36 protein-coding genes are annotated in these 19,080 nt (G+C 67.7%); 33 read left to right on the top strand and 3 right to left on the bottom strand.

Annotated features, from left to right (window positions below):
* Nucleotides 1–237: 237 nt before the first annotated feature.
* From VGH54_RS09785 to VGH54_RS09775, 3 genes are all read right to left on the bottom strand, one after another.
* Entirely contained in the window at nucleotides 238–1,383 is a 1,146-nt protein-coding gene (locus VGH54_RS09785; RefSeq protein ID WP_331511758.1) for a tyrosine-type recombinase/integrase, read from the bottom strand.
* A 143-nt stretch (nucleotides 1,384–1,526) separates the two neighbouring features.
* A complete protein-coding gene (locus VGH54_RS09780) occupies nucleotides 1,527–1,835 on the bottom strand; it encodes a hypothetical protein (RefSeq protein ID WP_331511757.1) in 309 nt (102 codons plus the stop codon).
* Nucleotides 1,836–1,983: 148 nt separating this feature from the next.
* The gene (locus VGH54_RS09775; protein ID WP_331511756.1) at nucleotides 1,984–2,541 is read right to left on the bottom strand and encodes a helix-turn-helix transcriptional regulator; all 558 of its coding nucleotides are present in this window, start codon (nucleotides 2,539–2,541) and stop codon (nucleotides 1,984–1,986) included.
* A 278-nt stretch (nucleotides 2,542–2,819) separates the two neighbouring features.
* Between VGH54_RS09775 and VGH54_RS09770 the strand changes: the two genes are divergently transcribed.
* The 33 genes from VGH54_RS09770 to VGH54_RS09610 all read left to right on the top strand — a co-directional run bounded on the left by VGH54_RS09770 (nucleotide 2,820) and on the right by VGH54_RS09610 (nucleotide 19,067).
* On the top strand, nucleotides 2,820–3,080 hold the full coding sequence (locus VGH54_RS09770) for a helix-turn-helix transcriptional regulator (RefSeq protein ID WP_331511755.1): 261 nt from the start codon (nucleotides 2,820–2,822) through the stop codon (nucleotides 3,078–3,080).
* Nucleotides 3,077–3,274, top strand: coding sequence for a helix-turn-helix domain-containing protein (locus VGH54_RS09765; protein ID WP_331511754.1), 198 nt, complete (start codon nucleotides 3,077–3,079; stop codon nucleotides 3,272–3,274). The genes VGH54_RS09770 and VGH54_RS09765 overlap by 4 nt, the downstream gene beginning before the upstream one ends.
* A 183-nt stretch (nucleotides 3,275–3,457) precedes the next feature.
* Nucleotides 3,458–3,730: a hypothetical protein gene (locus VGH54_RS09760; protein WP_331511753.1), complete on the top strand. Its 273-nt coding sequence runs from the start codon at nucleotides 3,458–3,460 to the stop codon at nucleotides 3,728–3,730.
* On the top strand, nucleotides 3,727–3,942 hold the full coding sequence (locus tag VGH54_RS09755; protein ID WP_331511752.1) for a hypothetical protein: 216 nt from the start codon (nucleotides 3,727–3,729) through the stop codon (nucleotides 3,940–3,942). The genes VGH54_RS09760 and VGH54_RS09755 overlap by 4 nt, the downstream gene beginning before the upstream one ends.
* Nucleotides 3,939–4,133, top strand: coding sequence for a hypothetical protein (locus tag VGH54_RS09750; RefSeq protein WP_331511751.1), 195 nt, complete (start codon nucleotides 3,939–3,941; stop codon nucleotides 4,131–4,133). The genes VGH54_RS09755 and VGH54_RS09750 overlap by 4 nt, the downstream gene beginning before the upstream one ends.
* On the top strand, nucleotides 4,130–4,528 hold the full coding sequence (locus tag VGH54_RS09745; protein WP_331511750.1) for a hypothetical protein: 399 nt from the start codon (nucleotides 4,130–4,132) through the stop codon (nucleotides 4,526–4,528). The genes VGH54_RS09750 and VGH54_RS09745 overlap by 4 nt, the downstream gene beginning before the upstream one ends.
* Nucleotides 4,525–5,400, top strand: a complete 876-nt coding sequence (locus VGH54_RS09740) for a lambda-exonuclease family protein (RefSeq protein ID WP_331511749.1) — start codon at nucleotides 4,525–4,527, stop codon at nucleotides 5,398–5,400. Before VGH54_RS09745 ends, VGH54_RS09740 begins: the two co-directional genes overlap by 4 nt.
* Complete coding sequence (locus VGH54_RS09735) at nucleotides 5,397–6,410, top strand: hypothetical protein (protein ID WP_331511748.1); 1,014 nt, start codon at nucleotides 5,397–5,399, stop codon at nucleotides 6,408–6,410. The genes VGH54_RS09740 and VGH54_RS09735 overlap by 4 nt, the downstream gene beginning before the upstream one ends.
* A complete protein-coding gene (locus VGH54_RS09730; protein ID WP_331511747.1) occupies nucleotides 6,407–6,589 on the top strand; it encodes a hypothetical protein in 183 nt (60 codons plus the stop codon). The genes VGH54_RS09735 and VGH54_RS09730 overlap by 4 nt, the downstream gene beginning before the upstream one ends.
* Nucleotides 6,586–6,768 (top strand): hypothetical protein, encoded by a 183-nt coding sequence (locus tag VGH54_RS09725; protein WP_331511746.1) that lies wholly within the window; start codon nucleotides 6,586–6,588, stop codon nucleotides 6,766–6,768. Before VGH54_RS09730 ends, VGH54_RS09725 begins: the two co-directional genes overlap by 4 nt.
* 19 nt (nucleotides 6,769–6,787) lie before the next feature.
* Complete coding sequence (locus VGH54_RS09720) at nucleotides 6,788–7,177, top strand: hypothetical protein (RefSeq protein ID WP_331511745.1); 390 nt, start codon at nucleotides 6,788–6,790, stop codon at nucleotides 7,175–7,177.
* Entirely contained in the window at nucleotides 7,177–7,530 is a 354-nt protein-coding gene (locus VGH54_RS09715) for a hypothetical protein (protein WP_331511744.1), read from the top strand. Before VGH54_RS09720 ends, VGH54_RS09715 begins: the two co-directional genes overlap by 1 nt.
* A complete protein-coding gene (locus VGH54_RS09710; protein ID WP_331511743.1) occupies nucleotides 7,527–7,841 on the top strand; it encodes a hypothetical protein in 315 nt (104 codons plus the stop codon). The genes VGH54_RS09715 and VGH54_RS09710 overlap by 4 nt, the downstream gene beginning before the upstream one ends.
* A complete protein-coding gene (locus VGH54_RS09705) occupies nucleotides 7,838–7,999 on the top strand; it encodes a hypothetical protein (protein ID WP_331511742.1) in 162 nt (53 codons plus the stop codon). The genes VGH54_RS09710 and VGH54_RS09705 overlap by 4 nt, the downstream gene beginning before the upstream one ends.
* Entirely contained in the window at nucleotides 7,996–8,574 is a 579-nt protein-coding gene (locus VGH54_RS09700) for a hypothetical protein (RefSeq protein ID WP_331511741.1), read from the top strand. Before VGH54_RS09705 ends, VGH54_RS09700 begins: the two co-directional genes overlap by 4 nt.
* The gene (locus VGH54_RS09695; protein ID WP_331511740.1) at nucleotides 8,571–10,319 is read left to right on the top strand and encodes a DNA cytosine methyltransferase; all 1,749 of its coding nucleotides are present in this window, start codon (nucleotides 8,571–8,573) and stop codon (nucleotides 10,317–10,319) included. The genes VGH54_RS09700 and VGH54_RS09695 overlap by 4 nt, the downstream gene beginning before the upstream one ends.
* A 117-nt stretch (nucleotides 10,320–10,436) precedes the next feature.
* Complete coding sequence (locus VGH54_RS09690) at nucleotides 10,437–10,724, top strand: hypothetical protein (protein ID WP_331511739.1); 288 nt, start codon at nucleotides 10,437–10,439, stop codon at nucleotides 10,722–10,724.
* Nucleotides 10,721–11,578, top strand: a complete 858-nt coding sequence (locus VGH54_RS09685; protein WP_331511738.1) for a hypothetical protein — start codon at nucleotides 10,721–10,723, stop codon at nucleotides 11,576–11,578. The genes VGH54_RS09690 and VGH54_RS09685 overlap by 4 nt, the downstream gene beginning before the upstream one ends.
* The gene (locus VGH54_RS09680; RefSeq protein ID WP_331511737.1) at nucleotides 11,575–12,360 is read left to right on the top strand and encodes a helix-turn-helix domain-containing protein; all 786 of its coding nucleotides are present in this window, start codon (nucleotides 11,575–11,577) and stop codon (nucleotides 12,358–12,360) included. Before VGH54_RS09685 ends, VGH54_RS09680 begins: the two co-directional genes overlap by 4 nt.
* Nucleotides 12,357–12,611: a hypothetical protein gene (locus VGH54_RS09675; RefSeq protein WP_331511736.1), complete on the top strand. Its 255-nt coding sequence runs from the start codon at nucleotides 12,357–12,359 to the stop codon at nucleotides 12,609–12,611. The genes VGH54_RS09680 and VGH54_RS09675 overlap by 4 nt, the downstream gene beginning before the upstream one ends.
* Nucleotides 12,608–13,435, top strand: a complete 828-nt coding sequence (locus tag VGH54_RS09670; RefSeq protein ID WP_331511735.1) for a DNA adenine methylase — start codon at nucleotides 12,608–12,610, stop codon at nucleotides 13,433–13,435. Before VGH54_RS09675 ends, VGH54_RS09670 begins: the two co-directional genes overlap by 4 nt.
* A 71-nt stretch (nucleotides 13,436–13,506) precedes the next feature.
* Nucleotides 13,507–13,947 carry a hypothetical protein gene (locus VGH54_RS09665; protein ID WP_331511734.1) on the top strand — a complete coding sequence of 147 codons (441 nt, stop codon included), beginning with the start codon at nucleotides 13,507–13,509 and terminating at the stop codon, nucleotides 13,945–13,947.
* Between the two features lie 219 nt (nucleotides 13,948–14,166).
* On the top strand, nucleotides 14,167–14,598 hold the full coding sequence (locus VGH54_RS09660) for a hypothetical protein (RefSeq protein ID WP_331511733.1): 432 nt from the start codon (nucleotides 14,167–14,169) through the stop codon (nucleotides 14,596–14,598).
* Nucleotides 14,595–15,626: a phage Gp37/Gp68 family protein gene (locus tag VGH54_RS09655; RefSeq protein WP_331511732.1), complete on the top strand. Its 1,032-nt coding sequence runs from the start codon at nucleotides 14,595–14,597 to the stop codon at nucleotides 15,624–15,626. Before VGH54_RS09660 ends, VGH54_RS09655 begins: the two co-directional genes overlap by 4 nt.
* A complete protein-coding gene (locus VGH54_RS09650; RefSeq protein WP_331511731.1) occupies nucleotides 15,623–15,763 on the top strand; it encodes a hypothetical protein in 141 nt (46 codons plus the stop codon). The genes VGH54_RS09655 and VGH54_RS09650 overlap by 4 nt, the downstream gene beginning before the upstream one ends.
* Complete coding sequence (locus tag VGH54_RS09645) at nucleotides 15,760–16,392, top strand: hypothetical protein (protein WP_331511730.1); 633 nt, start codon at nucleotides 15,760–15,762, stop codon at nucleotides 16,390–16,392. The genes VGH54_RS09650 and VGH54_RS09645 overlap by 4 nt, the downstream gene beginning before the upstream one ends.
* 154 nt (nucleotides 16,393–16,546) lie before the next feature.
* Nucleotides 16,547–16,858: a hypothetical protein gene (locus VGH54_RS09640; protein WP_331511729.1), complete on the top strand. Its 312-nt coding sequence runs from the start codon at nucleotides 16,547–16,549 to the stop codon at nucleotides 16,856–16,858.
* On the top strand, nucleotides 16,855–17,031 hold the full coding sequence (locus tag VGH54_RS09635; RefSeq protein ID WP_331511728.1) for a hypothetical protein: 177 nt from the start codon (nucleotides 16,855–16,857) through the stop codon (nucleotides 17,029–17,031). The genes VGH54_RS09640 and VGH54_RS09635 overlap by 4 nt, the downstream gene beginning before the upstream one ends.
* Entirely contained in the window at nucleotides 17,028–17,912 is an 885-nt protein-coding gene (locus tag VGH54_RS09630; protein ID WP_331511727.1) for a hypothetical protein, read from the top strand. The genes VGH54_RS09635 and VGH54_RS09630 overlap by 4 nt, the downstream gene beginning before the upstream one ends.
* Entirely contained in the window at nucleotides 17,909–18,247 is a 339-nt protein-coding gene (locus VGH54_RS09625) for a hypothetical protein (RefSeq protein ID WP_331511726.1), read from the top strand. The genes VGH54_RS09630 and VGH54_RS09625 overlap by 4 nt, the downstream gene beginning before the upstream one ends.
* Complete coding sequence (locus tag VGH54_RS09620) at nucleotides 18,244–18,429, top strand: hypothetical protein (RefSeq protein WP_331511725.1); 186 nt, start codon at nucleotides 18,244–18,246, stop codon at nucleotides 18,427–18,429. Before VGH54_RS09625 ends, VGH54_RS09620 begins: the two co-directional genes overlap by 4 nt.
* A gap of 58 nt (nucleotides 18,430–18,487) precedes the next feature.
* Entirely contained in the window at nucleotides 18,488–18,829 is a 342-nt protein-coding gene (locus VGH54_RS09615; RefSeq protein WP_331511724.1) for a hypothetical protein, read from the top strand.
* A gap of 1 nt (nucleotide 18,830) precedes the next feature.
* On the top strand, nucleotides 18,831–19,067 hold the full coding sequence (locus VGH54_RS09610; protein ID WP_331511723.1) for a hypothetical protein: 237 nt from the start codon (nucleotides 18,831–18,833) through the stop codon (nucleotides 19,065–19,067).
* The last annotated feature ends 13 nt before the right edge of the window (nucleotides 19,068–19,080 follow it).

Genomic DNA, 19,080 nt, shown 5'->3' with positions numbered 1-19,080 from the left:
TAGGTGCCTTGTTGCAACAAGGCAACCTGACCCGTTCCGTGTTCCGTCCCGGTTCCGTCACGACTCGGACGTTCCGCGTAAATTCCGTCCGCGCCATCACGCGCTATCGCGTCCAGTAGTGTCCCGTCGCATGGCGTTCAGGCTGGTCACGGCCACATTGCAGCGTGCCGAGCGTGCAAAAGGAACGGGTCGGTCATGTAAGCCGGACACAGTCCCACAAGCCCCTGACCTGCACGTTTAAGCTGCGCGTTCCGTCACCGTTCCGTCAGACATGCTCAACCCGGCCAGCGCAGCATCCACCGCAGCCACAGCCCGCTCATGATCCGTCGGCCACAGATGCCCGTACGTCCGCAGCGTCTCCGTCCCGTCCTTGTGCCCCAACCGCTCCGCAACAGCCACCACAGACAGGCCAGCCGAGATCAGCAGCGACGCATGATGATGCCGCAACTCGTGCCACCCCGACCGGTCCTTCAACCCCATGCCCTCGGTCGCCGCGTTCCACAAGAACGCGGCCGTCGACCTGGAGATCCGGGTCCGCCGCGGCGTCGAGAACACGTACCCGCCGATCCCCTCCCGGTAAGTCGCGAGATGCCTCCACAGCGCCCTCGACGCGACCAGCCCGATCGCGACCCTGCGTTCACCTGACTCCGTCTTCGGTGCGCCGCCGTCGACCTGCTCCTCGACCCGCAACACCACGCTGTCGCACGCCCCCTCGACGTGCTCCATCTTCAGACCGAACAACTCGCCCTGCCGCAGCCCGGTCGCCGCACACACGATCACAGCAGCCCGGTACCTGGCCGGCACCTTCCGGCAGATCCGCTCGACCTGCTCGACCGTCAACGGGACAACCTTCTTCCGGCTGATCTCCGGCAGGTTGATCTTCACGCACGGCGTCTTCCCGATGACCTCGTCGAGCACCGCCGACTTCATCACCGTCGCGATGTACCCGTACACCACCTCGACGGTCGTCGGGGCAAGCGTCTTCGCCATCTCGTTGACACACGCCTGCACCTGGGGCCGCCGGATCGACGCGATCGGCTTCGCACCGAGCATCGGATAGACATGCAGCCGCAACCTGGACTCGGCCTGCACCGCGGTCGAGCGGCGATGATGGAGCTGGTCAGCGCGCCACCGTTCGGCGTACTCCCGGAACGCAACCTTGCCCTTCTTCGGGTCGACGTAACTACCCGAATGGACACTCGCTTCCATCCTCGTGACGTGAGCCCTCGCGGCATCCTGCGCGGTGAACATCTTCGTCTGCTCGTCGCCGAGCGGATCGATCCACCTCGCCTGCCACCGCTTGCCCAGGCCGTACCGAGCCGACCGGACAGTCTTCTTCCCGTCCGGACCCTTCTTCATCCACAGATCCTGAACGTGGCCCATCTACAACACTTTACCGGCAGGGCACCCCAACACGCACGGCCAAGAAATCGTTGCCGACAGCATCATAATCCGCCCCTGCCGACGTCTCACCGGTAGGGGCTCCTGGTTGTTACCCGCAGCCGGGAGCCCCGCCGGAGTCTTCATTATCGTCGCGGCACCAGATGCCGAACCTTGGCCGTCGGCTGGGCCTCGAGCTCGATCCGGCGCCGCTCAGACCGGCTGCCGGCCTCGTACACGTCGCCGACCGAATGGTCGATCTTCTTCTTCACCGCGTCCGTCCGCTGGTCCATCCGGCTCAGGATGTGCGCAGTCACGGCCAGGAGCAGCATGTACAGGCCTGTCCGGTCGAACTGCTTGAAGGGCAGCACTGCATCCGCGACCCCCAGGAGTCCCGCCGCTACATACAACGGGACGATCACCGTCTTACTCCCCCACTTGAGCGATCTTGCCACCGTGCGTCACCTTTCCCCACCACGCTCGTTAGATAGTTTCGCCAGACATCGGCTGGTGCGTTCTCCGGTGGCATCCGCTGAGGAACCCGGCCGGTGTCTGGTCACTAATTGATCGTTCGATGTTGCGAAAGCGCTACCGCCCAGCACGTCACGATCCGGATACATTTCTGTCCGAAACTGTTGCCGACCGTGACGAAACTAGCTGCGCCCGCAGCGCATCCACACGCGCCTGCAACTCCGCCCGCTTCGCCTCGCCCGGCTCGCCAAGATCCAACGCGACCCACTCCTCCAGATCCTTCACAGCTGCATCGAGCTCGGCAGCCAAGACCTCAGGGTCCCTCCGGCCGTTGATCGCGACCGGCGCCGGCGGTTGCTCCTCATCTCGGTCGATGGCTCTCCGCAGCAGCTCCCGCAGCAGAGTCTCGTCATCCGCTTCCCGGACCTGATGAACGACCTTCGGCCCGAGCACCCCCGGCACCCCGAGCGCCTCGATCGCGACCGACGTGATGTGGGTCAACGGCACATTGAACGCCTGCGCCAAGGCTCCCAGAGTCGACGTGCGGGGGAGCTGAGGCATGACCTCTCGGTCGTCGTTGAGTAGCTGGCTTACCCGCTGCTTGCTAAGCCCCGACCTCACCACGAGATCTCGAGGCTGCCAACCGCGGGAATCCAGCTCCTGTAGCAGGTAGCGCCGCAGTGCGTGCATGTCCTCAGGCTCCCTCTGCCGTTTCGCGCGTGTACAGCGCGACCGAATCGATCGGTCAAGCACTAATGGACCGAACTGCCACCAAGTCTGTCAAGCAATCCGAGACGGCAGAGAGCCGCACACGCCGTGCGCAGACGGGAAATTGCCTGGGCGGGCAGCTTGACACGTCGTCAAGTGGCATGCGACCTTTAGTCCAACGGTGCTTGACAAGCACAAGAGGAGGCGACAGAGTGATTCCTGCACACACACGCCGGCGTCAACGAGCCAGGGGGCGATGGATGAGACTCCGCAAGCGGGACCTGATGAGGGCCTACCGCGAGCAGAAGGGCCTCTCACAAGCAGGTCTCGGCAGGTATGCCACCTGCAGCCGCCAGTTCATCTGGCAGCTCGAGTCCGGCGAGCGGAACACCTGCACCAAGGACATCGCGAAGCTCATCGAGGAGGCCCTCGGGCTCATCCCCGGCACGCTTTTCGAGCCCAACGAGTCAACCGCCACTGGACTCAAGTCCAGCGCGGCCGGACCGAAGAAGGCGGCATGACCACCGCGACGAAGCGGATGCTCACCGCCGCCGACGTCGCCGACGAGCTCGCCGTGTCGGTCGAGCACGTCCGCCGCTTCATCCGCCGCGGCGACCTCGCCGCGATCAACATCGCGACCTCCGGCCGCCCGAACTACCGCATCACCCGCACGGCGCTCGACGAGTACCTCCGCGACCACGCCGTCGCGTCCTGACCCCGGAAAACCGAAGGGCCGCCTCGACTCCACCGGCAAGCGATGTCGAGACGACCCATCAGAACGACAGGAGTATGACATGCAGTTCCTCCGACAGGCGGTGAAGGTGCTGGCACTGCCCGCGCTGACCATCGCGATCCTCGCGGCTGGCGTGTGGCTGGTGCTGCCGCCTCAGGTGCACCCGTGACCCCGGGCAAGGCGGTGCTATTCACCGTCGTCCTGCTCGCCGCGCTCGGCGTGTGGGCGCTGGTGCGCCGCATGCAGCGCGCCCGCGACCTGTACGACGAGATCGCCGCGCCCGAGCCGGTGTACCTCCCGGCCAACATGACGTGCCTCCGCTGCTGCGAGAACCCGGCCCTGCCGGACCGCCCGTGGTGCGCGGTGTGCGCCGAGGTCGTGGACACGCTCCCCGTCGAGCCGATCGACCAGACGCGCCAGGGCGGCGAGGACCGGTGAGGACGCAAGCCACCTTCACCCCCGAGCCGGGCGACCGCCCCCAAGCCACCCTCGGCGGCACCGACAAGAGCGTCCCCGTCATCCGCATGGGCGACGTCACCATTCAGTTCAGGCCGAGCCTCCCCAAGCACACCGTCACCTACCTGACCGAACTTCGGGACCAGCTGAGCACGCTCATCGCCGACCTCATGAAGACGGAGGCCCCCGAATGAGCGCCCAGTGCACCCACCCGCGGACCGGGGTAGTGACCTCCGGCCCGTGGACCGCAGCAAGCGGATCGCACGCCGCGACCAACGTCTGCGACCGCCCCGAGTGCATCGCCGAGGCCACCGCGTGGGTCGAGCGGGTCACGCGCCGGCCAGCCATCTACCGCCGCGACGAGAAGGCCGAGGTCCCGGCATGAGCATCCTCGAGTTCCCGCTCAGTGCCGCTGCCCAGATCGACTACATCACCCAGCTGCATGTCTGCGAGAAGGACACCAGGTTCGACGCGGACGAGTGCGTCCCCTGCGTCGACTGCAACCACGCCGAATGCCGCCACGTCATGCGCGACCTGCCGAAGCCGATCGACACCACCGGCATGACCCCGGCGCAGATCGTCGAGGCGCGCCGCGTCGAGGCGTACAGCCTGCACGCCGCGATCACCGCGACGCCCTGCGAGGTGGACGGCTGCCCGTGCACCCGCATGAAGTGCGGCGACGAGTGCACATTCTGCGATGGCGAAGGCAGCGTCGAGGACGAGCGCACCGGCCACACCTACACCTGCATCGCCTGCCGCGGCTACGGGGTGACCGCATGATCGCCCGCCAGATCCCGGAGCTCGTGCCCGGGTCGCCCGAGTGGCTGAAGGTCATGACCGCCAGCAAGGTCAGCGCCGTCCTCGGCATCTCGCCGTGGACCTCGCCGTACACGCTCTGGCAGCTCATGGCCGGACGCGAGGATCCAGAGCCGCAGACGAAGGACCAGGCCCGCGGCCACTACCTCGAGCCCGCGATCGCGCACTGGTTCCAGGACCAGCACCCGGACTGGGCCGTCAGCTACCCGGGCGGAACGTGGGTGAGCATCCAGCGCCCCTGGATGGTCGCGAACCCCGACGGTCTGGTCCGTGAGGACGCGCTGCTCGAGATCAAGACCGACGCCGGCAACGACGACTGGGGCAGGCCCGGCACGGATCAGGTCCCGGTCTGGTACCGGGCGCAGGCGCAGTGGGCGATGGACATCACCGGCCGCAGCGTCACGTACTTCGCCCTCCTGACGTCGTACCTCGACTTCAAGGAATACGTCGTCGAGTACGACGCGGACGACGCCGAGTTCGCCCGTGACCGGGCCGCCGCGTTCCTGGCCAGCATCGAGGTGGGGGAGCCTCCGGCGATCGACGGCCACGCCTCGACGTACCAGTCGGTGCGGAAGCTTCACCCGGCGATCGACGGATCCGAGATCCAGGTCCCGGGGGATGTGGCGCAGGAGTTCATCGCCGCTGTCATCGACCTGGAAGACGCCGAGCAGCGCGCAGCACTCGCGAAGACGGAGCTGCTCGCAGCGACCGGCACCGCGAAGCGCGCCGTGTACGGCAACCAGCACATCGCCACCCGCAAGGCACGCAACGGAGGCACGCCGTGGATCGAGCCGGCCCGTGGCCTCGCAAAGCAAATGAGGGGAATCGCATCATGACCGAGACCACCGCCAACCTGCCCGCGATCGCGTCGCACTCCGGCAGCAGCCTGGAGACGAAGATGCAGTTCGCGCGGGCGCTCGCTACGGCGTCGCTGCTACCGCGGGCGTACCAGCAGAACCCGGGCAACGTGCTGATCGCGATGGAGTTCGGCGACGCGCTGGGTATCCCGGCGATCCAGGCGATCAACAGCATCCACGTGATCGAGGGCAAGCCGTCCGCGTCCGCTGACCTGATGGCCGCGCTCGTCCGGAAGGCGGGCCACAAACTGCGGGTGAAGGTGACCCGGAACCCGCTTCACGTGGTCGCGGAGCTGATCCGGGCGGACGACCCGGAGAACCCGTTCGTCGCCGAGTGGGACGAGGACAAGGCCCGTACCGCGAACCTGCTCGGGAAGGGCAACTGGAAGACGTACCCGGACCAGATGATGCGGAACCGGGCGATCACCGAGGTGATCCGGATGGGCGCGTCGGACGCGATGTACGGCGTGATCTACACCCCGGAGGAGTTGGGGGCCGAGGTGAACAGCGCCGGCGATGTCGTGACTGTGACGCAGGTCAACGACCGACCGGCGCACCGACCGGGCATGACCTTGCGCGAGGCCGCGGGTCAGGCCCCCCAGAACGACGGCGGGGCGGGCTCCCAGGTGGAGACCGCAGTTGCAGCGGGCGAGGCCGGTTCGAGTCCGGCGGGCAACACCGCCCTGCCGTCGCAGGACATTCAGGACGCGGAGGTCGTCACCGAGACCGGCACGATCACCGACGCGCAGACGAAGAAGCTCGCGGTCGCGATGAAGGCGGCCGGGATCACGGATCGGCAGGATGCCCTTGACTACGTGATGGGTGTCATCGGCCGCGATGTCACGTCCCGGAAGCAGCTGTCGAAGGACGAGGCGTCGGCGGTCATCGACCGGCTCGACCTGCTGATCCGGACCGAGGCTGGCATGACCGACACCGGGACCGGCGAGGTCCTCGATGCTGAGGTCGTCGAGGACGGCGGTCAGTCGTGAAGGCGGCCGAGCACTTCGCTGCGGCGGAACGCTGCCTGGACTGGCTGCCGGACTACGAGCGGGGAAGCGCGGCCGTGACGGAGCTGCTCGCCGAGGCCCAGGTCCACGCGACTCTCGCCGTCGCCGCGTCGCAGATGCGGTCCCTGCCCGCCGAGCAGGACAAGGCGGACGCCGGGTGAACCCACACCGGATCCACTCGACCGTCACCCACGTCACCGACAACGGCTGGGGCTTCTCCTGCGAGGACTGCCCCGCCAAGGCCGACGGCTACCGCACCAAAACCAAAGCGTCACGGGTCGCCGCGATCCACGCCGACCCCTCCCGCACACACAAGCGCCGCACGCCGGCCAACCACTGACTGAACAGGAACCGAGCCCATGAAGAAGATCACCATCGCCGCGATCACCGCCACGGCGGCCGTCGCTGGCGGCTGGATCGCGATCGCCGTCACCGACAACAACGCGACCGACGCAGCGACCTACGCCACCAGCCACCCGGCCGTCACACCGACCCCGGCACCCACCGTCACCACCACGACCACCGTCGTCCCGCAGTCCTGCCTCGACGCGCTCGACGACGCCGACACGGTCATCGGCACCTCCGCCCAGGCGGTCAGCATCATGGCCGACGCGTTCGGCGCAGCAGCCAACCTCGACACGGCCGGTATCCAGGCTGCGACCGAGAAGCTGAACGCGCTGAACCCGACCCTGTCGGCGCAGGGCGAGACGTACAAGACCGCCCGCGAAGCATGCAAGGCGGCCCAGTGATGGGCGCCCTGCAGAAGGTCGTCACGAAGTTCCTCGACGAGCGCGCCAACTTCATCCGGGCGCTCGAGAACTGCCCGGCCAGCAACATGGAGGACTACTGGCGCTGGCAGGGCCACGCCCAGGCCCGCCGCATGCTGAGCGAGGACCTGGAGCGCGAAGGCATCGACCTGAGCGACGACACGGACCCCGAGGCGATCAAGGCCGAAGCGTTGCGCGACGCGGCCCGCGCGCAGCGGGAGATCGCACGCAACTCCCGCACCCGCGACGGAGCCGCCGAGGCGGAGAACCTCGCCGACTGGCTCGACGAACGCGCCAACCTCATCGCGCTGCAGGTCGAAGGAGCCCACCCGTGAGCGTCCGCAACGTCACCATGTACAAGGTCGTCTGCGATGGGCCGAACTGCAAGTACGCGACCATCGACGTCAGCGAGTACGAGTGCTGGACCGAGGCCGGGCACGCCGAGGACGAATGGCGCGAAGCTGGCCTCCAGGTCACCGAGGACGGCAAGCACTACTGCGACCACCACCGGCTCCCGGAGTGCGCGGACTGCGACCGCACCGACAACCTCGTCAATGACGAGCCAGGCGACACCGGCGACTGGTGGTGCCCCGAGCACCTCGAAACCGCGCCCGAGCATGAGGCACCGGCCGGGGTGGTCCTGTGAGTACCCCGTCCCGCCGGCAGGTCGTCCTGCTGATCCGGGCCCGCAGCAACGAGCAGGCCCGCCTCCAGGCCGAACGCGTCGAGCGACTCATCCAGAGCAGCGCCGCCCGCGGCATCCACCAGATCGAACAGCACCTGAAGGAGGTGGCAGGCCAGTGACCGTCGTCATCGGACTCGACCTCAGCCTCACATCCACCGGCATCGCCGTCATCGACACCGCCACCGGCGATACAACCGTCGAGCGGATCGTCAGCAAGGGCAAGAAAGACGCCACTCTCGACGAACGCCGAAACCGGCTCCTGCAACTTCAGTACGCCGTCCAGACGAGCATCACCAAGGCGCACGAGATGACCGAGGTCAACTCCGTCCCGCTCATCGTCATCGAGCAGCCCGCGTTCTCCCGCCAGACCGGACACATGCACGACCGTTCCGGCCTGTGGTGGCTCGTCGTCTCACACGCGGGCAAGTGGTACCACGTCGCCGAAGTATCACCCACGACCCGCGCCAAGTACGCAACAGGCAAAGGCAATGCGGGCAAGGACGCCGTCCTCGCTGCCGTCGTCCGCCGCTACCCGCAGGTCGAGGTCACCGGCAACGACGAGGCCGACAGCCTCATCCTCGCCGCCATCGGAGCCCGACACCTCGGCGCACCCATCGAGGACTCGCTACCGCAAGCCCACCTCGCCGCCATGGACGCGGTCCGGTGGCCCGAACTCACTGGGGGGACCAGATGAGCACCGCACGCGTGGCCACGCACCGGCCGGCGCCGGTCAAGCGCCGCAACCGCCACGACACCCTCGTCGCCGTCGACCTGTTCTCCGGGTTCGGCGGACTGAGCAAGGGCATCGAACGTGCCGGGTTCGACGTGATCACCGCCGCGAACCACAACTCGTACAAGGTCGAGGTGCACGAGGCCAACCACCCCACCACCGAGCATTGGATCGCCGACCTCGTCGACCCGGAATCCGCCGACTACCACGACGCCCGCGACCTGCCGCCCGGCGATCTCCTCGCCGCTGGCGTCTCCTGCGTGAACCACTCGCAGGCCAACACGCAGAAGGCGTACGAGCAGGGCCTCACCCTGTTCAACTTCAACGACCCGGACTACGAGGAGCGCGTCACCCGATCCGAGCGCGACCGGGCAACCGCGAACTGCGTACTGCACTACGCCCAGGTACATCACCCGCGGCTGATCCTGGTCGAGTGCACGACCGAGCTGCAGTCCTGGGGGCCGCTCGTCCCCGGGAAGAAGAAGGTCGGCGACGGTTCGACGTACCGCTGGTGGCTCAAGCAGTTCGAGCACGAGGGCTACGACCACAAGGTGTTGTTCTTGAACTCGATGTTCTTCGGCGTTGGCCAGTCCCGCGACCGCTGGTACGGCGTCTTCTGGGACAAGAACCTCCCCGCGCCGGACCTGGAGCATCGGCCACCGACCTGGTGCGGCAACTGTTCGGACGTCGTCGAAGCCCGGCAGACGTGGCGCACCGCGATCCCTGCAACTGGTTCCGTCCGGTACGGCAAGCAGTACGACTACCGCTGCCCCCGGTGCCGGAAGGAAGTCGTGCCCGCGTTCACCCCGTCGCTCGACGCGCTCGACCTCAGGGACCTCGGTACCCGCATCGGCGACAAGCCGCTGAAGAAGTTCAAGGACAAGATCACCGGTGTGGAGGTGCTGTCACCGATGGCGCCCGCGACCATGGCGCGGGCCGAACGGTGCCGCCGACGGTTCGCCGACTTCCCCGCAGTGCTGATGCCGGCCAAGTCCGCGCACGGAAGCGAGAAGCATCCCTGGCAGCCGATGTCGACGCAGACCAGCCAGCAGGAGACCGCGATCCTGTCCACCGGCCAGGTCATGGCCGCGCACCGCCACAACGGCGACGGGCAGCACATCACACGCCCGATGGACACCGTCACGGCAACCCACGAGAAGGCCGTCCTGCTTGCCGTGAACAACTACCAGGGCACCGGCCGCGGCGCCGATGAGCCGCTGCCGACACAGGGCGGCTCAGAGACCATGGGGCTCCTGTCCACCGGAGTCGTCCCGTTCCGGAAGAACACGATCCCGACGACCCACGCTGAACCGATGCCGACCGTCACCAGCGACCAGACCCCAGGGCTGCTGTTCTCCGGCTGGTACAAGCAGAACGGCTCGACCGGCACCGAGACGGCCGCGCACCCGGTCACGGACCCGCTCGGCACCCTCACCTCCCGCGACACGACCGCGCTCCTGGCCGCCGAGTGGCGCGAAGCCCTCGCCGATCTGACTCTCGACGACTGCTACTTCCGCATGATGGCCGCCCACGAGATCGGCCGCGGCTGCGGATTCGATGTCACCTTCGGCGACCACCTGGGCGAGTTCAAGGTCTGGGGATCCGCCCGTGACCAGGTCGACGGCTACGGCAACGCCGTCACCCCGGCCGTCGGCGAATGGATCGGCGGCCGACTGCGCGCAGTCCTGCACTCCGAGGCGGTGGCCTGATGCCTTGCCCCAACGACCCAAGCTGCGGAGAAGTAACCCGCGCCGAGATCTTCGCCGGCATCTGGTGCGCCTGTGAACGCACCCAGCCATCAACCGACACCGAAGAGGAGCGAACCGATGCCTCGCAATGACATGAACGACAACGCGTGGGTCGCGTTCCTGCGCGTCCTCGACACCACCAGCACGGGCGACGAGGTCACCAGCAACCTTCTCCGCGACCTCCTCACTGCCGCCGACATCCCCGAGAAGTCCAGGGGTGGCCTGTTCGCCCAAGCCGTCGAGCACGGCTACCTCCGCCGGGCCGGCTACATCCAGTCCACCGGCGACACCGCGAACCGCAGCCCGATCCGCAAGTACCGCCGCACCCGCACACCCATCACCGAGACCAGGAGGGACGCAGCATGACACTCCCTGTCGAGAAGGGCCGCCCGTCGACCCTCCCGCCGATCACCGACCTCGCCGCCCGGATCCGCGACGGCTACAACGTCGACGCGATCTGCCAGGACCACGGCGTCGCCCGCGCCACCCTCCAGAACCGGTTCACGTCCGCCGGATACGTCCTCGAGACCGGGGAGCCGCGCAAGGCCGACAAGCCCGAACGCGAGCCGCTTCCCGCCGGCCACATCGGCGCCGGAGGACAGCACGTCGGCGGCGGCGACTACCAAGGCCTGCCCACTGCGCCCGTCCGGTACCGGGGCCACAAGCAACAGATCGGGATCGACTGGGGCAAGATCCGCGAGAACTACATCGCGAACGACGGCATAGTCGACGACTCGGTGTGGACCGACAGCAGCCGGGTCGAGATGATCCGCGGCACCGCGGCCACCTCGCGGCGGGCAGTGCACACGTTCGAACTCGCCACCGATTACAGGGAGCATGACGAACCGACGCCCGCATTCCCTGCGCGCGGCCCGCGGCCGAAGCTCATCAACTCCAAGATCAGATCCGAACAGCGGATCGTCGTAGCTCGCCGCTACCAGGACGGCGAGAGTGTCCTGAAGATCGCCCGTGATTACGGCGTCGCACCGAAGACCGTCTACGGCGCACTCAGGATGGCTGGGGTCGAGATCCGAGACCGCAGTGAGTCTCTCGCGGGTCGCGGCAAGCTAGCCGGGAAGCGCGAAGAGATCGGCCAGCGATACCTCGCCGGCGAGTCCATGAGCACGCTCGCCAAGGCATACGGCGTCGCCCTCACCGCGATCCAGAAGACCATCCTGAAGCAAGGCATCCAGCCCCGGCGTCAAGGGCGGTCGTCATGACCCCCTGCGACACACGCACCGACCCCGCGATCATTCGCGTCGTACTCGAGCACGCCGAGCACACCTCGATGGCACAGACCGCCGAAGCGTTCGGAGTCAGCCGAAAGGCCGTCGCGGCATGGCGCAGAAAGCGACGCGAGTTCGGTCCACAGTGGCCGAGCGACGAAGACATCGCGACATGGCGGCAGCTCGCAACCGAGCGCGCAGAGATCCGGAAGCGCGCACGGGAGCACGCTGTCCGGTACCGCGCACGCCGTCGCGCCGGTTATCGAGTCCACATCGACCCGACCGGGACGATGCGCCGCCTCCAGGGGCTGTTCGCTCTTGGACACACCGCTCACGACCTGGCCCCTGCCCTGAATGTCAGCCCGAGCAGGGTCAACCAGATCGCCAGCGGCCACTGGGACCGCGTCCACGTCAACACCAGGGACCACGTCATTCGCGTATACGACCTGCTCTCAATGATCCGGCCTGAAGGATGGCGCGCAGACAGGCAGAGGCGTTACGCCCGGAAGGTCGGCTGGATCGTCCCATTGGCCTGGGATGACGACGTGATCGACGACCCGAACGCCAAACCGGCCGGACTCAAAGACAACCCGAAGGCCGCGGCGATCATCGACGAGGCCGCGATCGAACGCCGCATCGCCGGGGATCGCACGGTCAAGCTCCACAAGGGAGAGACCGAAGAGGTCGCCCGGCGCCTCATCGCCGCCGGTGTCTCATCGCGCACGATCCTCCACGACTACGGCATCAAGGCCGAGCGGTACGGGGTGGCGGCATGAGCCACGAACAGACCGGCGGGTGGCGCGCAGACATCCTCATGGACGCCGTCGCAGGCATCCGCACCATCGACCTCGCGCTCCACCTCGTCGGGGTACGCGGCGGGCCGCTTGAGATCAGGGCACGGCAAGACCTCGGCGACGCCGTCGACGCGTTCCGGGCCGGCGACCAAGTCAGCGCCAACGCCACCGCGGCCGACCTCGCCGAAGAGATCCAGAAGTCGCGGCAGCCAGGACGGGGAGCAGCAGCGTGAGCATCGCCCCGCCCGTGCCGTACTTCGGCGGCAAGCAGCGCATTGCTGAGCGCATCGTCGAGCTATTCCCAGCGCATCAGCACTACGTCGAGCCCTTCGCAGGCGGACTGTCGGTGCTGCTCGCAAAGCCCGCCAGCGCGCTCGAGACCATCAACGATCTCGACCAAGATCTGATCACGTTCTGGCGCGTGCTGCGCGACCAGCCCGACGATCTCGCCCGGGTCTGCGGTCTCACACCGCACGGCCGTGCGGAGCACCAGGCGAGTTACAACCGCCCGGACAACCTGACCGACCTCGAGCGAGCCCGACGGATCTGGGTGCAGCTGACCCAAGGCCGGACCGGCACGCTTCGCAAGACGGGCTGGAGGTTCCACGCTGACGCGGGCGGAACCACGATGGGGATGCCCGCCTACCTGGCCGGCTACCTCGGCCGGATGGCTCCCGCTGCGGCCCGGCTCGCCAATGTGTCGCTCGAGTGCCGCCCGGGCCTCGAGGTAGTCGCCGCGTACAGCCACCCCGGAACGCTGCTCTATGTCGACCCTCCGTACCTGCGGACCACACGCAGCGGCATGGGCTACCGGCACGAGATGCCCGACGAGGCAGAGCACCGAGGACTAGCTGAAGCGCTCAACTCGACATCCGCCGCCGTCGTGCTCTCCGGCTACCACTCGCCGCTGTACGACGAGCTGTACAGCGGCTGGTACGTCCACGAGATCTCAGCCACCACCGGCCAGGGGTCGGTGTGGAAGGAGCGCACGGAGGTGCTGTGGAGCAACTTCACGCCGCAAGGAGTCCTGGACTTCGAAGACGGGGGCGCCGCGTGAACGACCCACCGCGGCCACGCGCCACACCCAGACCACCCGCTACCTGCGCCACCCAGCACTGAGGAGACGAGATGCCGAAGGACGAGCGGCCGTACGCGCCGATGGACCTCGGCCTGCCCCGACACCCGAAACTGCGCGGGGCGGACGGCCGAGCCAAGTGGCTGTACGCCTCGACGATCCTCTGGTGCAACGCGGAACTCAACGACGGCATCTTCGAGCCACGTGTCGCCGTCGTCGTCGCCGACGTCCCCCAGAAGTTCGTGCGGGAGCTCATCAACCGTGAGATCTGGCACGAGAAGGGCCACCACTGCGACAAGTGCCCCCAGCCGCAGCAGGCGGGCGACCTGGTCGTCCACGACTACCACGAGCACAACCGGTCCGCACGGCAGATCCGGAAGCTGCGCGCGGACCGGAAATTGGCGGGCCGGAAGGGCATCCATGACCGGTGGCAGCGGCAGGGCCACGTCGATCACCAGGCGTCGTTCGAGGACTGCGAGAAGTGCAATGACTGATACCAACACCTATAGCAAGTGCTATTCGATTAGCTATACCAAATCGAATAGGTCTCGGAAATACGGTCGTATTACCCAACAGCATCAGCAACAGCAGCAAGTACTTGGGGCACGTCCCTACACAGCCGCAGGTCTGTCTCTTCTCACCAGCGGAACTCGCCAAATCCAAAACTCACCTAAGCCAACGCGCGAGGCGGCCTCGATTGGATTTGGTGGCTGATGGCGACGATCAACGAACTCGAACGCGTCGCCGCCATGGCTGTCGCGTTGCGCCCCGACTGGGTCCTGTCGTCGGTCCTCACCAACCTGAAAGCGAACCACGGGACCCGGCCGTTCCGGGACCTCGCCGTCGCAGTCGCCTGGATCGCCACCGACCCCGACACCCTCACACCCGGCCGGCTACTCGAAGCCGGGCCGTGGTGGGAAGCGACCACACCCAAGGCACCGGCGAACGCCACCAAGCGCAACTCGGGGATCTGCGACAGGTGCCGCTACCCGCACCCAGCCGGCCAGCCGTGCGACGTCAAACGCGACGAGATCGTGCGCGACAACCCCGACCGGATCGCCGCCATCCAGCAAGCCCGAGCCGTCGCATCTGCTGCGGCACACGGAACCACCGACGAACCCGCCACCGAACAGGAGTCAGCGTGAGCACCGGCATCGAATGGACCGACGAGACCTGGAACCCCACCACCGGATGCGACCGCGTCTCGCCCGGCTGCGACAACTGCTACGCCCTCGGCATGGCCAAGCGGCTCAAAGCGATGGGGCAGGCCGACTACCAGACCGACGGCGACCCCAAGACCTCCGGGCCAGGGTTCGGAATCGCGATGCACCCCGACAGGCTCGAGGTGCCGCTGCGCTGGAGGAAGCCCCGCAAGGTGTTCGTCAACTCGATGAGCGACCTGTTCCACAAGGGTGTCACCGCAGACTTCATCGCGCGCGTGTTCGCCGTCATGGCGCACACCCCGCAGCACACCTACCAGATCCTCACCAAGCGCCACGACCGGATGCGCTCGCTGCTGAGCAACGCGGACTTCCGTGACGACGTGATCTCGTGGCTCCGCCACTGGGGGCAGGAGTGGGATAGCCGCTTCGACAACACCGCAGAGGACGTCACCGATGGCATGTGGCCGCTGCCGAACGTGTGGCTGGGCGTCTCTGTCGAGGACCAGAAGTGGGCTGACATCCGCATCCCGGCCCTGCTCGAGACCCCGGCCGCCGTACGGTTCCTGTCCTGCGAGCCGCTGCTCGGCCCCGTCAGCCTCTTCGACAACACCAAGATCGACACCGGCACCCTCGTCGACTGGGTCATCGTCGGGGGCGAATCCGGCCCTCGCGCTCGCCCGATGCACCCCGACTGGGCACGACAGCTCCGCTACGAGTGCACGACCTACGGCATCCCCTTCCTGTTCAAGCAGTGGGGCGAATGGGCCCCGGCTCGCTGGAAAGGCGAGGGCGGCGCAACCCACGCCTTTACCGGCAGCTACCTCGATGAGAACACCGCGCACTTCATGGAGCTCAGCCACCAGCCGACCAGCCTCGCGCGCTCACCGCAGACTCCGCGCGGTGCACAGGGCATGACCCGGCCCGGCAAGCACGCCGCCGGCCGCGAGCTCGACGGCAGCACCTGGGACCAGTACCCGACCACCCCCAGCCTGCAGGAGGCGCAGGCATGAGCTCCCCAGACAAGGCGCTCATCGCCCTAGCCGTGGTCTCCGTCATCTGCCTCAGCGGCATCGTCGACTCCCTGCGACTCGTCGCGCGCCGCATCGACGAACTCACCAAAGCCATCCGCGAGAGGCGGCCCTCATGACCGAGCTCGAGATCCCCCGCTGCAAGGCCACCAGCACCCAGACCGGAGAACGCTGCCGCAAGCGACCCATCGTGGGCGGTGACGTGTGTTACACGCATGGTGGCTCGGCGCCGCAGGTCAAGGCCAAGGCGGCCGAGCGTGTGCTCGAGCAGCAGGTCGCTCGGGAGATCGGCCGGCAGGGCTGGGCGCCGGTGTCGGACCCGGTCGGGGCGTATGCGGATAACGCGGGGGAGGTGTTGGCGTTCAAGGATCGGTTGCGGGAGCGGGTGGAGACGCTGGATGACTGGACGCTCAGGATCGCGGCGTTCGGTGCGAGCGATGACGAGGCTGACGGCAAGCAGTTGATGGCGATGGGGGAGCAGGTCCGGGCGTATGTCGCGGCGTATGAGCGGGCGTTGGATCGGGCGGAGCGGACGTTGGCGCGGATGATCCAGTTGGGCCTGGACGCGAAGGCGATCGAGGCTCGGATCACGTTGATCAACCGGACGGCGGGGGAGCAGATGGGCGCGGTCGTGTTGGCTGCGGTGGCTGAGTTGGGGCTGTCGGAGGAGCAGCAGGCTCGGGTGCCGGGGATGTTGGCGAAGCACTTCCGGTCGCTGGTCGAGCCTGAGACGGGGGATGCGGCGTGACCGGCCAGGTCGTCCGCCCTGCCCCGCACCGATGCAGCCCCGGCTGGGGAGCGGCGGGGATGGTCTGGCGATGCGACTGCGGTCAGCACTGGATCGCTCGCGAGCATGTCTGGAGGCGGTTGACGTGGATCGGCCGGAAGATCCGGAGGCTGCCATGACGACAACCTGCAAGCACCGCGAGGTCTGCCCGGAGAACGTCATGCTGCCCGACGACGTAGCGCTGGAGCACTTCGACCAGTGCTTCACTCCCGAGCGTCGCATGGAGGCGTGGACGTGGATGCGGGAACGCTCCGAGCTCGGCACCCGCTGCCTGATGGCCGACCACGACGGGCTGCTGCACGAGCTGCGCTGGAGCCATGACCGGATCGTCACGCTGACCCGCGAGCTCGGTGCTACGCCGCGGCGCAAGGCTGCCCGAGTCGCATACCGATCGCGTGCACGCCGCCGAACGAGGAGGACGAAGTGAAGGACGAGCTGATCCAGCGGATCGATGCGCTCTACCGGCGCGGCCTGATGTGGCCCGTCGTCTCAGACCTGCGTGCAGCGAACGACCCCGCTCTGGTAGCGAGGGTTGAGGCGCTGAGCGACGACGACCTTCGAGACCTCAACCGCTTGGACGCCGCATGGAGGAACCGATGACGATGACCGAGCGCCCAGACGCCCTGTACGCCGATCTGCGGGCCGAGATTGCCTACACGGCCGTACCCCCGTCCCAGTGCGTGAACGCGTGCCAGACCGGCACGGGGCCGCAGAGGGGCATGGTTTTCTGCGAACCCGGCAAACTGCTGTGTCCGCGGTGCTCCAAGCGGCTCGACGGATGGCTGCGTGCCCTGCCCGACCTGTACGCGCTCCTGCCCGCCGTCGTCGAACACGGCTCCGTCGCCGGCAACCCGGAGAACGTGCGGGCCAAGAACCCCGACCCGCCCGCCCCGATGCGGCTGGAGATCGTCGACCTGCTCGACACCCGGGTCGGGATGCGCAGCGACGGAACCACCGACGGCCGCGGCGTCCTTGGTCTGCTCCACCGGTGGGCCGAACTCGTACGCGACCAACGCCACGACCCGCGCCCATGCGCCGGCGGATGCAGCCACCCTCGGCCGAGCCACGGCACCGACAGGCGGCACCGAGGCTGCACCGTCATCGCCTGCACCTGCCAGCACTGGGAGCCCGCGGCAGTCACCGTCACGGCCGAGGTCTCCACCCTGATCGGCAACCTGGCCTGGTGCACCGAGCAGGACTGGGCCGGTGACCTGTACGCCGAACTCAAGTCCCTGCACCGGCAGCTGCGGGACGCGGTCGGCGAGTACCGCACCCACCCGGTCGGCACCTGCAAAGCCCAGCCGGTCGGGCAGGCCGAGACGGCGGTGTGCGGAGGGCCGCTGTTCATGGACAAGGAATCGCGGGCGGTTCGGTGCGCGTCGTGCGGATCGCGGTACGAGGCCGACTCGGGGCTACGCGAGCTGGGGCTGAAGATCGGCATCATCGACGACAACGGCAATCGACTGGAGGACGCATCGTGAGCACGTTCATCGGACTCGTCCTCGTTGTCGGCGTGCTGCTGGCCGTGCTGATGGCGCTCTCCGAAGCAGCCCGCAACGGCGACCTCAAGGCAGCGTGGGCCAACCGGGCGCGCGGATGGAGGCGGCTCAAGCGGAGCGCCGGAACCTACCTGTACCTCGTCCTAGCGATCCACGAGATCACGTCATACGCCGACCCGAGCCTGTCCTCGGCGCTGCCGCGCTGGCTGCGCATACCGATGGGTGTCGCGTTCCTGTCGTGGTCGATCCGACGCATCGCTGAGGACGTCATCAACTCGGCTACGGTCGAGGTCACCATCACCAGGGAGAAGCCATGAAGCACCGCATCGCCGCCGCTCTCCGGGGCATGGCGGACAGGCTCGACCCACCGCCGCCGCCACCCATCAGGATCACGGCCCCGCCACGGCTCGTCATGCCGGTGTTTCCACCCGAGGTCGCGGCCCGAATCGGCAAGCAGATGGCGGCGCTGAAGAAGGCCAATACCCGGAGGGGGATCTGATGCCGACCTGGGGATCCGCGTACAGGCTCAAGCCCCCAACCTGCAGCAAGCCGTACCGGTGGTCGACCATGCGCGGCGGCTGCCGGTTCGAGCCGAACCACGCCGGCGACTGCAAGCCGAAGGCGAGGCGGCGGTGAGCCTCTTCGCTCGTGAGCCGAAGCATCAGCACGCCTGGAAGGTGGCGGGTGGGCGGTACGAGCCTCCGGTCGGCCGAAGCTTTGAGGTCGAACGCATCTCGGACCAGATGCTTCGGGAGATGATCTACGGGGTCACGACGATCACGCAGGAGTGCACCGGATGCGGCTGGGTCGCGACATCGCGGGAGATCGGGCGGGTCGACCTGTCGAAGTACGGCCTGCGGTGGCGTCAGGAGTTGGGCGCACTAGCGGACAATGGGTGACATGACCGAGCCCACCGCCTACCCGGGCTACGCAACCGCGACCCTGGCCAAGCAGCAGGACGGCAGCTGGCACGTGACCGCCGCGCCCTGGGGTGAGTGCGTCGGGGCCGTCACCAGCCACGGCCCTGTCGGGTGCGTCGCATACACGCCGCGAGGCCACCAGGTGGGCTTGTTCCCGGACAAGCAGGCCGCTGGTGAGGCGCTGGTGAAGCACGCGGGATACGAACTGCTGCCATGACCCTGGGGGACTG

It is taken from the genome of Mycobacterium sp. (assembly GCF_036488105.1).
Classification (GTDB): domain Bacteria; phylum Actinomycetota; class Actinomycetes; order Mycobacteriales; family Mycobacteriaceae; genus Mycobacterium.
The sequence above is the reverse complement of the archived record's forward strand: the minus strand, read 5'-3'. Positions and strand labels throughout refer to the sequence as shown.